Below are 13,923 nucleotides of genomic sequence, written 5' to 3' on the forward strand. Positions count from 1 at the left end.
CCGTTGCATGCACAGGACAGCTACGTGGGGCGCCCTGGCCTACTTCTTCTTGCCGGAGGACTCGTCGCTCGACAGAACGGCGATGAAGGCCTCCTGCGGCACCTCCACCGAGCCGACCATCTTCATGCGCTTCTTGCCTTCCTTCTGCTTCTCCAGCAGCTTCCGCTTACGGGAGATGTCACCGCCGTAGCACTTGGCGAGGACGTCCTTGCGGATGGCGCGAATGGTCTCGCGGGCGATCACGCGGGAGCCGATCGCGGCCTGGATCGGCACCTCGAAGGCCTGCCTCGGGATGAGCTCGCGCAGCTTGGCGACGAGCCGCACACCGTAGGCGTACGCGGCGTCCTTGTGGGTGACGGCGGAGAAGGCGTCGACCTTGTCGCCGTGCAGCAGGATGTCGACCTTGACCAGGCTGGAGGCCTGCTCGCCGGTGGGCTCGTAGTCGAGGGAGGCGTAACCGCGCGTCTTGGACTTCAGCTGGTCGAAGAAGTCGAAGACGATCTCGGCGAGGGGCAGGGTGTAGCGGATCTCGACCCGGTCCTCGGAGAGGTAGTCCATGCCGATCAGCGTGCCGCGACGGGTCTGGCACAGCTCCATGATCGCGCCGATGAACTCACTGGGGGCGAGGATCGTGGCGCGTACGACGGGCTCGTACACGTCGTCGATCTTGCCCTCGGGGAACTCGCTCGGGTTGGTGACCGTGTGCTCGCTGCCGTCCTCCATGACCACGCGGTAGACCACGTTGGGCGCGGTGGCGATCAGGTCGAGCCCGAACTCGCGCTCGAGCCGCTCACGGATCACGTCGAGGTGGAGCAGGCCCAGGAAGCCGACGCGGAAGCCGAAGCCCAGCGCGGCGGAGGTCTCCGGCTCGTAGACCAGCGCGGCGTCGTTGAGCTGCAGCTTGTCGAGGGCCTCGCGGAGGTCCGGGTACTCCGAGCCGTCCAGCGGGTAGAGGCCCGAGAAGACCATCGGCTTCGGGTCCTTGTAACCGCCGAGGGCCTCGGTGGCGCCCTTGTTCAGGGAGGTGATCGTGTCACCGACCTTGGACTGGCGGACGTCCTTCACACCGGTGATGAGGTAGCCCACCTCACCGACGCCGAGACCGTCGGACGGCGTCATCTCCGGAGACGAGACACCGATCTCCAGCAGTTCGTGGGTGGCGCCGGTCGACATCATCTTGATGCGCTCGCGCTTGTTGAGCTGCCCGTCGACCACTCGCACATAGGTCACGACACCCCGGTACGAGTCGTACACGGAGTCGAAGATCATCGCGCGGGCGGGCGCGTCGGCGACACCGACCGGGGCCGGAACGTCCCGGACGACCCGGTCGAGCAGCGCGTCGACACCGACACCGGTCTTCGCGGAGACCTTGAGGACGTCCTCCGGCTGGCAGCCGATGAGGTTGGCCAGCTCCTCGGAGAACTTCTCCGGCTGGGCGGCCGGCAGGTCGATCTTGTTCAGGACGGGAACGATGGTGAGGTCGTTCTCCATCGCCAGATACAGATTGGCGAGGGTCTGCGCCTCGATGCCCTGCGCCGCGTCGACCAGCAGGATCGTGCCCTCACAGGCGGCGAGCGACCGGGACACCTCATAGGTGAAGTCGACGTGCCCAGGAGTGTCGATCATGTTCAGGATGTGCGTGTTGCCCTGACCCGGCCCCTCGGTCGGCGCCCACGGCAGCCGGACGGCCTGGGACTTGATCGTGATGCCGCGCTCCCGCTCGATGTCCATGCGGTCGAGGTACTGGGCACGCATCTGCCGCTGGTCGACCACACCGGTCAGCTGGAGCATCCGGTCGGCGAGCGTGGACTTGCCGTGGTCGATGTGCGCGATGATGCAGAAGTTGCGGATCAGAGCCGGGTCGGTACGGCTCGGCTCGGGCACGTTGGTAGGAGTCGCGGGCACGCAGGGTCTCGTCTCGGGGCGATGTCGGATCGATACGTAGGCTCCATGGTCCCATGCCCGTCGCCCTGCGCCCGGTTTGGGCGGGCACGAGAGTGGCTGATACTGTGGACAGCTGTGTCTCGTGTGCCCTCTCAGCCTGCGAGACGCATCCAGAAGGAACATCGAACCTGTAAAGGCTCTTTTCGTGGCGAACATCAAGTCCCAGATCAAGCGGAACAAGACGAACGAGAAGGCGCGCCTGCGCAACAAGGCCGTCAAGTCCTCGCTCAAGACCGCGATCCGCAAGGCCCGCGAGGCCGTCGCCGCGGGTGACGTCGAGAAGGCCACCGTGGCTTCCCGCGCCGCCTCCCGCGCGCTCGACAAGGCTGTCTCGAAGGGCGTCATCCACAAGAACGCCGCCGCCAACAAGAAGTCGGCGCTGGCCACCAAGGTTGCCGCTCTCCAGGGCTGAGCTCTGATGTAACCGGCCGCACGGGACCCAGCGGGCCCTCTCTCCCGCTCCCACGGCCACCCAGGACTCGCACGCGGACGCGTTCGCCACGCGGGTGCGAGCCCACCAGCTCGAACACCAAAGGCCCCGCCCCTCCTTCCCCAGGAGGTGCGGGGCCTTTGGCGTACACACGGCACGGGACCCGGGGAACCCAGGTGGGGACGCAGCCCTGAGGGGCAGGGGGGCAGCCCCGAGGGGGGCAGGGGCGCGGCGCAGCCCTGAGGGGGTCTGCGGCGCGGCGCCGAGGGGTTCGGGGGCGCAGCCCCCGGGGGGGCAGGGGCCCAGCCCCAGCAGTGTCCCGGGACGGCAGCCCCGAGCCGGGATTCGGGGGCACAGCCCCCGGGGGGGGGTCAGGGGCGCAGCCCCCCGGGGGGGTCAGGGGCGCAGCCCCCCGGGGGGGTCAGGGGCGCAGCCCCCCGGGGGGGCAGGGGCCCAGGCCCCGAGGAGGGGGCGCAGCCCCCCGGGGGGGCAGGGGCCCAGGCCCCGAGGAGGTCAGGGGCCCAGCCCCAGCAGTGTCCCGGGACGGCAGCCCCGAGCGGGGATTCGGGGGCGCAGCCCCCAGCAGGGCCCGGGGCGGCAGCCCCGAGCGGGGGTTCGGGGGCGCAGCCCCCGGACTCTCTCCCTCACCCACCACCAGCCCCCGGCAGGGTTTCGGGAAGGGGCGGGGTGGGGGAATCGCCCTGGCACCGGCCACCGACCGCCCCGCACCCACACGCACAACCGCCCCCAGGCCCAGCGCGGCCCACCCCGGCACAGGCACGGCAACGCACCTGCGCAGGCACCCGGCACAGGCACGGCACGGCACGCACCGGCACCGGCACCGGCACCGGCACCGGCACAAGGCCGCGACCCCTACCCGCCCCGCCGCATCCTCGCCGCCCGAGCCACCGCGACCACCGCCTTCTCCAGGGCGTACTCCGGGTCGTCCCCGCCGCCCTTCACCCCCGCGTCCGCCTCCGCGATCGCCCGCAGCGCGAGCGACACCCCGTCGGGGGTCCAGCCCCGCATCTGCTGCCGCACGCGGTCGATCTTCCACGGCGGCATACCCAGCTCCCGCGCCAGATCCGCCGGCCGTCCACCCCGCGCCGACGACAGCTTGCCGATCGCCCGTACGCCCTGCGCCAACGCGCTCGTGACGAGCACCGGCGCGACCCCGGTCGAGAGCGACCACCGCAGGGCCTCAAGGGCCTCCGCCGCACGCCCCTCCACCGCGCGGTCCGCGATGTTGAAGGAGGAGGCCTCGGCGCGGCCGGTGTAGTAGCGCCCGACGACGGCCTCGTCGATCGTCCCGTCCACGTCGGACGTGAGCTGCGCGACCGCGGACGCGAGCTCCCGCAGATCGCTGCCGATGGAGTCGACGAGCGCCTGGCAGGCCTCGGGCGTGGCCGAACGCCCCAGCGTCCGGAACTCCTGCCGCACGAACGTCAGCCGTTCCGCCGGCTTCGTCGTCTTCGGGCAGGCCACCTCCCGCGCCCCCGCCTTGCGCGCCGCGTCGAGCAGCCCCTTGCCCTTGGCGCCGCCGGCGTGGAGCAGGACGAGCGAGATGTCCTCGATCGGGTCGTCGAGATACGCCTTGACGTCCTTGATCGTGTCGGCGGACAGATCCTGGGCGTTCCGCACGACCAGCACCTTGCGCTCGGCGAAGAGCGAGGGGCTGGTGAGCTCCACCAGCGAGCCGGGCTGGAGCTGGTCGGGCGTGAGGTCGCGCACGTCCGTGTCGGCGTCGGCGGCACGCGCGGCCGCCACCACCGCATGGACGACACGGTCGAGGAGCAGGTCCTCCTGCCCCACGGCGAGCGTCACGGGGCCGAGGAGGTCGTCGGGGGAAGTCTTTCTGGTGGCCATCGCGGTCCAGCATCCCACGGACCACTGACAGGACGGCGATGCCCGAGAATGACGGGGTGAGTGAACGACACGTACTGGTACTCCCCGACCGCGACGCCGCCGAGGAGGTCGCAGGGGAACTCCCCGACCGTTTCGGCGTGGCCGAGGAACCGCAGCTCGTACGGGACTCCCTGGCCGGGGAGGACGACGCCGAGGACGCCCAGTGGCTGGTGGTCGTCGAGGACCCGGACGGCCGGCTCGACCCGACGGCACTGGACTCCCTGGCGGCGGAGTACGAGGGCTGGCTGGAGGCCCCGTAGGCCCGGCCCGCCGCACGGCGCACCCCGGGGCGAACCCTCAGCCCCGCCCCGCCTTGGGCACGATCTGCACATCCAGATCGATGCTGATGCTCGACCCCACCGCCGCGATCCCCCGCGCGAGCAGCGTCTGCCAGGTGAGCGTGAAGTCCTCCCGGTGCAGCTCGGTCGTGGCCCGGCAGGCGCACCGGGTCTCGCCCTCCAGGCCGCTCCCGAGGCCCAGGTACTGGGTGTCGAGGGTGACCGTGCGGCTCACCCCATGGAGGGTGAGCGCCCCGGTGACGGCCCAACGGCTGCCGCCCTTGTGCGTGAAGCGCTCGCTGAAGAACTCCAGCGTCGGGTACGCGCCGACATCGAGGAAGTCGCCGGACCGCAGATGGTCGTCGCGCATCTGCACCCCGGTGTCGATGGAGGCCGCGTCGATGACGACGTGCATCGCGGAGCGCTCCACGCGGTCACCGATCCGTACCGCGCCGGCGAAGCTGTTGAACCGTCCGTGGATCCGCGCGAGCCCGATGTGGCGTGCGGTGAAGCCGATCTGGGAGTGCGTCGGGTCGATCTCCCAGTCGCCGGGCTCGGGGAGCTGGGGCTGCGGGGCGATCTGGAGCAGCACGTCGTCGAGGCCGGTGTGGCCGCCCTCGGTGACGACGGCCCGGCCGTGGTGCGGCGTGTAGCCCTCGGCGGTGACCGCGAGCCGGTACTCGCCCGCCGACACGGTCGCGAGCGCCGTGCCGTACGGGTCGGTCTCGCCGGCGATCACCTTGCGCCCGGCGGCGTCGCTGAGGACGAACCCGGCCTGCCGGACGGGTTCGTGCACGGGGTCGAGCACCCGGCAGCTCAGCATCCCCGCCGAGGCGGGGACAGTGAGACCGGCGAGCGGGCCGCCTCTCGCGGCGCCCGCCGCACGCTTCCCGAAGAGACGATCGAACATTCTTCACGCACCCCCGTGCGACTCGTTCACTATGCAACGAAGTCGCATTCGATCACCGTCGGGGCGTTCGACGCAAACCGGTCACGAGGTGCGCAAGCGTTACCGAGGGTTCGAATCGGAAATTCCACCGCGAACGACCGGCAGCACGTCGAGCTCGATCCCGAACAGATCCAGGTACGCGCTCCGCACCTCGTCCTCACCGTCGAGGATCCGCTCGTCGCGCTCACCCTTGGCCCGCGTGATCAGCTTCCGGTCGCTGAGGGTGACCCGACCCTCCTCGGTGAGCAGGGAGCAGATGAGACTGCGCGGGAAGTGCGAGTCGGGCGAGGTCCGGTGGTACCAGGCGCCGGCCGTGAAGTCGGCGAGCCTGCGCGGCCGGAGCTCCACGCGGTACTGCGGCTTCCCGTCCCGCAGCACGTCCACGTCGCCCTCGTCGGTGTCCACGAGCCGGAAGACACCACCCGGGTCCATCTGGTCGGCGCGGTCCTCGTAGCGGAGCGGGAAGTGGCTGTGGTCACCGAAGCCGACGTCGGCGATCCACCGCTCCCCGTCCGCCGTCTCCACGAGCAGCGCCATGTGGTCGTACGGGATGCCCGGCTTCCCCTCCGGCCCGAAGACCCGCGCCTGGAGCAGCGCCACCCGATAGCCGAGCCCAAGCAGCAGAACGGCGAACGCCGTGTTGACCTCGTAGCAGAACCCTCCCCGGTGCGCGCCGACCACCTTGTCGAGCAGCGCCTTCTCCTCCAGGACGATGTCCTCGCCGAGGTGGATCGAGAGGTTCTCGAACGGCACGGTGCGCAGATGACGCAGCTGCAGATCGCGCAGCGCCTCGGCATCCGCACGGTCCGGCCGCTCCGCGCCGATACGCCGCAGATAGGCCCGGACGTCGTCCGGCGTGGGAGCGAAGGGCTCGGCGGGAACGGGAGACCCGGAAGGAACAGGGGGCTCGGAGGAAACGGGGGGCTCGGAGGGGACGGGAGCCGTCGGTCGCGTAGTCATGTCGCCAGTCTGCCTGGTCAGCCCTTCCCTCCCCCCGGCAGTCCGACCGGCTCCGACTCCCCTTTCGGAGAGGGCAGTTCACGCATCCGCGGCAGCGGCGAGGGCAGCACCCACAGCACGGCGAAGACGGCCCCGACGGTGGCGATCCACAACGTCGGGCGCAGCCCGACCGCGGTGCCGAGGAAACCGCCGACGAGCGCGCCGAGCGGACGGAAGCCGTGGTTGAGCGTCCGGAAGGCGCCCATGACCCGGGCTCGCACGGCGTCGGGTATCAGCGCCATCTGGAACGATCCCGCGGCGATGTCGACGATCATCACGCCGACGCAGGAGAGGAACTCGGCCACGAACAGCACGAACACCACGAGCGGCAGAGGACCGTCGGCCAGGGGTATCAGGACCAGGGGCAGGGTGAATCCGAGGAAGCCGGCGACGAGCGAGCCCCCGATGCCGATCCGTCGGACGACCGCCCCGCTGACGACCGCCCCGAGGAGTCCGCCCACGGCTCCCGCTCCGAGGATCAGGCCGAGCAGCCCTGCACCGAGGCCGAGTTCGGTGGTCACGTAGAGCACGAAGAGGGTGTGGAACATGTAGTTGAAGAACTGGACCGTGCCGGAGGCGGCGAACAGCGCCCGCATCGAGCGCTCCCGGACCACCCAGCGCAACCCCTCGGTGAAGTGCCCCTTGGCCACGGGGGCCGGCGGGGGCTCGACCGGCTCGATCCGGGCCAGGTACCCGGCCGACACGAGATAGGTCAGGGCGTCCGCGACCAGGGCGAAGGGGGCGGTGAGGAACTGCACGAGCAGTCCGCCGATCCCGGGTCCCGCCAGCCAGGCCGTCGAACGGCTGCCGTTCACGAGCGAGTTCGCCTGCACATAGCGCTCGGTGGGCACGAGCGCCACGAAGAGCGTGGTGTTGCAGACCTCGAAGAGCACGGTGAGCGCGCCGATCCCGAAGGCCACCACGTACAGCTGGGTGAGCGTCAGCACGTCGAGCAGATAGGCCACGGGAAGGGTCAGGACCAGCGCCGCCCGTCCGATGTCGGCCGCGATCATCGCCCGTCTGCGACTGGTCTGCCGGTCGGCCCAGGCGCCGAACGGGAGGTTGAGCAGGAGGGCGGGCAGGAGTTCGGCGGCCTTGAGCCAGCCCATCGCCGCGGCGTCGGCGCCGAGGACGAGGACGGCCGCGAGCGGGATCGCCATGAGGGATATCTGGTCCCCCGCGAGGGAGATGGTCTGCCCGGTCCAGTAGCGGCGGAAGGTCCGCTCGCGCAGCAGCGCCGGTACGCGTTCGACGAGAGCCATCCCGCTCACTCCTTCTCGCTGTCGGGGACGTCGGGATCCAGGTAGGCGATCCGCAGGACACTGACGGGCCTGGCGCCCTCCGGGCGGAGGGACGGGTCGGAGGCCCGCGCCTCGTAGGGCCGGAGCAGCGCGTCGATGCGTGCTCCGAGGTCGGCCAGCTCCTCGTGGGTGAGGTGGAGCAGCGAGTCGCCGAACTGCTCGGCCTCCTGCCACTCCCTCGGCAGCCGGTGCCGGTTCTCCATGGCCCGGGTGACCCGCTCGAAGTACTGCTCGGCGACGGCGGCGCTCAGGGCGTCGGCCGCCTGGGCGATCGACGGGTCCTCGCTGTACTCCGGCCACTCCGTGTACCGGGCCGTGGCCTGCCAGGGCTTCTCCCGCCCCCGGCCGCCCGGCGCCTCCTCCACGAGCCCGTACTTGGCGAGTATCCGCAGGTGGTAGGAGCAGCTGGCGACGGACTCCCCGGTCAGTTCGGCGGCCCGGGTGGCGGTGAAGGGGCCGCTGCTGCGCAGCAGCCCCACCAGCGACATCCGCAGGGGGTGGGCGTAGGCGCGCAGGGCTCGCGGGTCGGTGAGTCGGATACTGCGGGGCTGCTCGCCCTCGGGCTGCGGGTCGATGATCTCCTCCGGCATGATGAAAAGATATCTTTAGAAAGACTTCTTTACAAGGGCTCTCGGCACGTCACCCTCCCCCCGGTACGGCGACCAGCCCCGGCCCCGCCCCGACGACCGCGATCGCCCCGTCGCGGTCCGTCCGCAGCACCCGCGCCCCACCGGCCCGCAACGCCTCCACCGTCCGGGGCGAGGGATGCCCGTACGGGTTGTCGCGCCCTGTCGACACCAACGCGAGCCTCGGCCGTACGGCCCGTATCAGCCCCGGGTCCTGATGCGCGGAACCATGGTGGGCGACCTTGAGCACGTCCACCGGCGCGAGCCCCGGATGGGCCCGCAACAGCCCCCGCTGGGCCGGCGGCTCCAGATCGCCGAGCAGCAGCAGCGTCAGCCCACCGGCGGCCCTGACGAACAGCGCGACACTGGCGTCGTTCGCCCCACCGGAACCCCCGGCCGCTCGCCCTCCCCCGGCCGCACCGACACCGGCCGCCCCACCACCTGTCGTCGGCCAGAGCACGGTCCACTCCAGCCCGCCGATCCTGCGCCGCTCCCCCGGCCCCGCACGGATCAGCGGCACCCGCGCGGCCGCCGCCGTCCGCCGTACGAACGCCGCCTGGGCCGGCGGCTCCTCAAGACCCGTCGTCTGGATCGCCCCCACCGACCGTCCCCGCAACACCCCCGGCAGCCCGGCCACATGGTCCGCGTGGAAGTGGGTCAGCACCAGCAACGGCACCCTGCGCACCCCGAGTTCCCGCAGACATCGGTCCACCGGTACGGGGTCGGGCCCCGCGTCCACCACAACGGCCGCGTCCCCGCCCGCCGCGAGGACCGTCGCATCCCCCTGCCCCACCTGACACATCGCGAACACCCAGCCCGGGGGCGGCCATCCGGTAACCCACCGCGTCAGCGGCGCCGGCCGCACCACCACGAGCAGCAGCAGGACGGCCACCAGCCCCGCGACCGGCCCCCGGTACGGCAGCCTGCGCGCCGCGAGGACCACCACCGCGGTCACCAGGGCCAGCGCGAGCCCACCCCACCACCCACCGGGCCAGCTCAGCTCCGCCCCCGGCAGCGCCGCGCCCGTGCGGGCCACCCGCGCGATCCACCCGGCCGGCCATCCCGCCACCCACGCCAGCCCCTCCGCGGCCGGCATCCAGACCGCGGCCACGGCGAGCGTGGCGAAGCCGAACACCGTCGCCGGCGCCACCGCCAGCTCGGCGAACAGGTTCGCCGGGATCGCCACCAGACTCACCCGGGCGGCGAAGACCACCACGACGGGAGCGCACACCGCCTGCGCCGCCAGCGACGCCGCCAACGCCTCCGCCAGCCGGTCGGGCACTCCACGCCGCCGCAACCCCTCGCTCCAGCGTGGCGCCACTGTCAGCAGGGCCCCGGTGGCGAGGACCGAGAGCAGGAATCCGTAACTCCGCGCGAGCCACGGGTCGTAGAGCACCAGCAGCAGTACGGCGGCGGCCAGCGCGGGGATCAGCGATCTCCGCCGTCCGGTGCCGATCGCGAGCAGCACCACGAGCCCGCAGGCGGCGGCGCGCAGCACACTCGGCTCGGGCCGGCAGACCACCACGAAGGCGAGCGTCAGCGCTCCCCCGGCCACCGCCGTGACCCGCAGCGACATCCCCAGCCGGGGCGCGAGCCCACCGCGCTCCACCTGATGGGCCCGCCCGGGACTGCCGACCAGCAGGAGCAGGACGACAGACAGATTGCTGCCGGAGACAGCGAGCAGGTGGGTGAGATCGGTGGCCACGAAGGCGTCACGCAGCTCGGTCCCGATCCGCGAGGTGTCCCCGACGACCAGACCGGGCAACAGGGCCCGCGCGTCCGGGTCGAGGCCGTCCGTCGCCCGCCGCAGCCCGGCGCGCAGATCCCCCGCCGTCCGCTGCAGCGCGCTCGGCGGGCCGACGATCCGGGGCGGTCCCCCACCGCCGACCTTGAGCACGGCCGCGAAGGGATCGCCGGGGTGCGAGGGCGGCGCGAGCCGGGCACCGACCCTCAGCCGCGTGGACGGCAGCAGGCGCAGCCACTCCGCCCGCCCCTCCCCGGGCGGCACGATCAGCAGCACCGGCGCCCTCGTCCGGTGGACCGTCCCGTCCGACCGCTCGGCGCGGGTCACCTCGCCGTCCAGGACGACGGAGACCGGCACCGTCTCGCTGCCCCGCACCCGAGGCCGGGTCAGCCGCGGATCCGAGGTCACCGTCACCTCCAGCTGTGCCCGCGCGTACTCCAGCGCCATGGCCGGTACGGGCCCGCGCCGCAGATCCGCCGTGTGCAGCCCGGCCGAAGCGGCCCCGGCGGCGGCACAGAGCAGGACCCCGGCGAACGCCGTCGCCCGCAACCGCCACCCGGGGGTGCCCCGCCGCGCCGGCGCGTCCGCCGCCACGATCCCCTCACCGGGCCAGGCGGTCCCGCCGAACCAGCGTGCCGCCACAGGCATCAGGAGGAGACCGCCTCCCACCAGACAGACCACGACTCCCGTCACGGTCCACCACCCGGCGACCCCCACCGCGATCGCCGCCGCCACCCACGCGGCCACCGCGAGCGGGACCAGCCGGAGATCGGTCGGCCCCTCCTCCCAGAAGGGCCCCCGGGCGCCCCGCTCGTCCGCCGTCTCCTCGTCCGCCGTCATCTCGTCCGGCTTCACGGCCGCACCAGCCGTTCGAGTTCGGCGAACCGTCGCTCGCCGATGCCGTTGACCTCCCGCAGCTCCCCGACCGACCGGAAGCCGCCGTGCTCCGCACGGTGGTCGACGATGTGCCGGGCGAGCACCGGACCGACGCCCGGCAGCGTGTCGAGCTGCTCGACCGTGGCGGTGTTGAGGCTCAACGGCACCCCCGGCCCACCCCCACCGGCGCCCCCACCGGGACCCGAGCCGCCGCCGGAGCCTGAGCTCCCGACCGGCGTCCCCGGCAGCCCGACGAGAACCTGCTCGCCGTCGAACAGCACCCGGGCCCGGTTGAGACCGGTGAGATCGGCGTCGGGCTTCGCCCCGCCCGCGGCCCGCAGGGCGTCCGCCACCCGCGAGCCGGCCGGCAGCGTCAGCACCCCGGGCCTGCGCACCTTGCCCCCGACATCCACGATCACCCGCGCCCCACCCGCACCGGGCCCCGGCCCGGCCCGCATCGCGGGCGCCGCAGGTACGGCGGGTACGGCGGCGACCGGCGCGGCCCGAACGAGCTCCGGAGCCCGCACCGGCTCCGGCCGCCCCGTCCAGAAGTAACCGCCCGCGAGACCCGCGGCCACGACCAGCACCACCGTCAGCGCGGCCAGCGCCCTCGGTTCGAGCCCGATCCTCGTCTGCACCCACACCGGGGTCCGGTCACGCAGCACCGCCGCGAGGCGCGCCCCCGCCCCGGGCGGCGATCCCCGATCTCGTACCCCCGACGAAGATCCCGGCTCCTCCGCCTCAGGGTCCACAACCGCGCCGCCCGCCCCAGCCGCCTCCTCCCCCGACGCCGCCGGGAACAGCTCGTCCCCCCGCCGCCGTACGACAGCCTCGGGAACCGCCCCGGCCCTCCTCACCCGGGTCCGCCTCCTGGCCCGCCCAGGAGGCGCGCCACGCGCTCCCGGGCGGCTCCTCCCGTCGGAGCCCGGCATCCTGCCGGGACCGCCGGTCGGAGCGCCTGTCGGGCCGAGAACGCCGGAGGTCGTCGATGAGATACGTGTACGAAGAGTCATGCGGATGACGGTAGGAATCACCGCCGTGCTGTGCGGGACTCACCCACGTTCCGTGGACAGGGCCCCCGCTGTGGACAACTCCGTCACTCTCCCGGGGGATGGACCCACGTACGGACTCAGCGCGGCGAGACGACGACCGCGAGCAGCCCGGGCCCCGTGTGGGCGCCGATGACCGCTCCCACCTCGCTGACGTGCAGCTCCGCCAGCCCCGGCACCCGCTCCTTGAGCCGGTCGGCGAGCGCGGCAGCCCGCTCGGGCGCGGAGAGATGGTGGACGGCGATGTCGACGGGGCCGGAGCCGGCGCGCTCCACGGCGATCTCCTCGAGCCGGGCGATGGCCTTCGAGGCCGTCCGCACCTTCTCGCGCAGCTCGATCCGTCCGCCGTCGAGTTCGAGGAGCGGCTTCACCGCGAGCGCGGAGCCGAGCAGCGCCTGCGCCGCCCCGATGCGCCCGCCGCGGCGCAGATAGTCCAGGGTGTCGACGTAGAAGTAGGCGGAGGTGCCCGCGGCGCGCTTCTCGGCGGCCGCGACGGCCTCGTCGAGCGATCCGCCGGCCTCGGCGACCCCGGCCGCCGCGAGGGCGCAGAAGCCCAGGGCCATGCCCATCATGCGGGTGTCCACGACCCGTACGGGCACGGGAGCGTCCTTCGCGGCGAGCACGGCGGCGTCGTAGGTCCCGGAGACCTCGGCGGAGAGATGGAGGGAGACGACACCCTGCGCGCCGGCCTCCGCGGCCTCGCGGTAGGCCTCGGCGAAGATCTCGGGGCTTGGCCGCGAGGTGGTGACGGCCCGCTTCTTCTGCAGGGCCTCGACGAGCGCCTTGGCCGAGACCTCGGTGCCCTCCTCGAGGGCGCGGTCGCCGATGACGACGGTCAGCGGGACCGTGGTGATGGCGTGCCGCTCCCTGGTCTGGTGTGGCAGGTAGGCCGTGGAATCGGTGACGATCGCGACATGCCGGGACATGAGCGGGAGGTTACCCGCCGAGAGCGGCGCGCGGCAGCCCGGCCCCCGTCGTGAACGCTCCGGCTCCGCCGAGCACCCGTCCCCGCCCGGCGCCCGGGCGGGCTTCCGCGTCCGCGGTTCCGTCAGGTGGTGGTCTCCGGGCGGGCCGACTTCTCCCAGGGGTAGGAGGTCCGTCGGGGGTCGGGCGCCGTGATCGCGGACGGCTCACCCCCGGCTCCCGGCCGTGAACTCCCGGAGGCGGCGCCCTGGCCACCCGGCACCGAGCTCCCCGAAGCCGCCCCCGACGTACCGGCGGTCCCCGATGTCCCGGTCGTCCCGGAGGTGGTCTCCGGACCCGTCGTCCAGTGCCGCAGCGCACCCGCCTCGACGTCGATCTGTTCGCTGAGCGACGACAGGTCGTCCTCGGCGAACCTGAGGGCCCGCTCCCGGGCGGCGCGGCGCAGTGCGTCGGCCGAGCTGGTGATCCGCTCGGTCCGCGCGGTGAGTTCGGGGAGCTGCCCGGCCACCCAGGCCCGGTCGGGCTCCCGCTCGATCCGCTTGAGGTCCTCGTCCAGTTCGAGCCCGTGCGCGCTGAGCCGGTGGAACAGCTGGAGCGACTCCTTCAGCGAGGCGTCCTCGCCGACCCCGGCCTGCAGGGCCTCCTGGGTGGCCCGCATCGAGGTGCGCAGCGAGAGGCGCAGTCGGGCCAGCTCACCCGCCGTCCCGGCCTGGCCGAAGCTCTTGGCCCGCAGCGTGGTGTCCTCGACGGTGCGCCGGGCCTGGTCGATCGTGCGGTCCACGCCGCGCTTGGCGGCCTTGACCGCCTTCACCGTGACATAGACACCCAGCGCCACGAAGGACAAGAAGAGCAGCGCCATGATCGTGATAATCGCGGCTTCCATGTGTGCCCCTCCGGC

The 13,923-nt window shown here is 72.8% G+C and carries 12 protein-coding genes; 2 read left to right on the forward strand and 10 right to left on the reverse strand.

What is annotated here, in order from left to right:
* Window positions 1-39 precede the first annotated feature (39 nt).
* Complete coding sequence (gene lepA, locus ACIP8Z_RS14610; RefSeq protein WP_402083026.1) at window positions 40-1,905, reverse strand: translation elongation factor 4; 1,866 nt, start codon at window positions 1,903-1,905, stop codon at window positions 40-42.
* A 184-nt stretch (window positions 1,906-2,089) separates the two neighbouring features.
* On the opposite strand from lepA, the gene rpsT reads away from it, so the two are divergent.
* Complete coding sequence (rpsT, locus tag ACIP8Z_RS14615; protein ID WP_030317512.1) at window positions 2,090-2,356, forward strand: 30S ribosomal protein S20; 267 nt, start codon at window positions 2,090-2,092, stop codon at window positions 2,354-2,356.
* A gap of 891 nt (window positions 2,357-3,247) precedes the next feature.
* Here the strand turns inward: rpsT and holA are convergent.
* On the reverse strand, window positions 3,248-4,240 hold the full coding sequence (gene holA, locus ACIP8Z_RS14620; protein WP_402083032.1) for a DNA polymerase III subunit delta: 993 nt from the start codon (window positions 4,238-4,240) through the stop codon (window positions 3,248-3,250).
* Between the two features lie 38 nt (window positions 4,241-4,278).
* On the opposite strand from holA, the gene ACIP8Z_RS14625 reads away from it, so the two are divergent.
* On the forward strand, window positions 4,279-4,539 hold the full coding sequence (locus tag ACIP8Z_RS14625) for a hypothetical protein (protein ID WP_194481545.1): 261 nt from the start codon (window positions 4,279-4,281) through the stop codon (window positions 4,537-4,539).
* A 37-nt stretch (window positions 4,540-4,576) separates the two neighbouring features.
* Here the strand turns inward: ACIP8Z_RS14625 and ACIP8Z_RS14630 are convergent, their stop codons facing one another.
* From ACIP8Z_RS14630 to ACIP8Z_RS14665, 8 genes are all read right to left on the reverse strand, one after another.
* Window positions 4,577-5,467, reverse strand: coding sequence for a YceI family protein (locus ACIP8Z_RS14630; RefSeq protein WP_402083035.1), 891 nt, complete (start codon window positions 5,465-5,467; stop codon window positions 4,577-4,579).
* Between the two features lie 99 nt (window positions 5,468-5,566).
* A complete protein-coding gene (locus ACIP8Z_RS14635; RefSeq protein WP_402083038.1) occupies window positions 5,567-6,466 on the reverse strand; it encodes an arylamine N-acetyltransferase in 900 nt (299 codons plus the stop codon).
* Between the two features lie 17 nt (window positions 6,467-6,483).
* Complete coding sequence (locus ACIP8Z_RS14640) at window positions 6,484-7,767, reverse strand: MFS transporter (RefSeq protein WP_402083041.1); 1,284 nt, start codon at window positions 7,765-7,767, stop codon at window positions 6,484-6,486.
* 5 nt (window positions 7,768-7,772) lie between these two features.
* The gene (locus tag ACIP8Z_RS14645) at window positions 7,773-8,396 is read right to left on the reverse strand and encodes a winged helix-turn-helix domain-containing protein (RefSeq protein WP_402083044.1); all 624 of its coding nucleotides are present in this window, start codon (window positions 8,394-8,396) and stop codon (window positions 7,773-7,775) included.
* Window positions 8,397-8,445: 49 nt separating this feature from the next.
* Window positions 8,446-11,016, reverse strand: coding sequence for a ComEC/Rec2 family competence protein (locus tag ACIP8Z_RS14650; protein ID WP_402083833.1), 2,571 nt, complete (start codon window positions 11,014-11,016; stop codon window positions 8,446-8,448).
* 11 nt (window positions 11,017-11,027) lie between these two features.
* Window positions 11,028-12,065: a helix-hairpin-helix domain-containing protein gene (locus tag ACIP8Z_RS14655; RefSeq protein ID WP_402083047.1), complete on the reverse strand. Its 1,038-nt coding sequence runs from the start codon at window positions 12,063-12,065 to the stop codon at window positions 11,028-11,030.
* A 116-nt stretch (window positions 12,066-12,181) separates the two neighbouring features.
* Window positions 12,182-13,027, reverse strand: a complete 846-nt coding sequence (locus tag ACIP8Z_RS14660; protein ID WP_402083050.1) for a DegV family protein — start codon at window positions 13,025-13,027, stop codon at window positions 12,182-12,184.
* A 122-nt stretch (window positions 13,028-13,149) separates the two neighbouring features.
* The gene (locus ACIP8Z_RS14665) at window positions 13,150-13,908 is read right to left on the reverse strand and encodes a hypothetical protein (protein WP_402083053.1); all 759 of its coding nucleotides are present in this window, start codon (window positions 13,906-13,908) and stop codon (window positions 13,150-13,152) included.
* Between the last annotated feature and the right edge of the window lie 15 nt (window positions 13,909-13,923).

Source organism: Streptomyces sp. NPDC088553 (genome assembly GCF_044752965.1).
Lineage (GTDB): Bacteria > Actinomycetota > Actinomycetes > Streptomycetales > Streptomycetaceae > Streptomyces.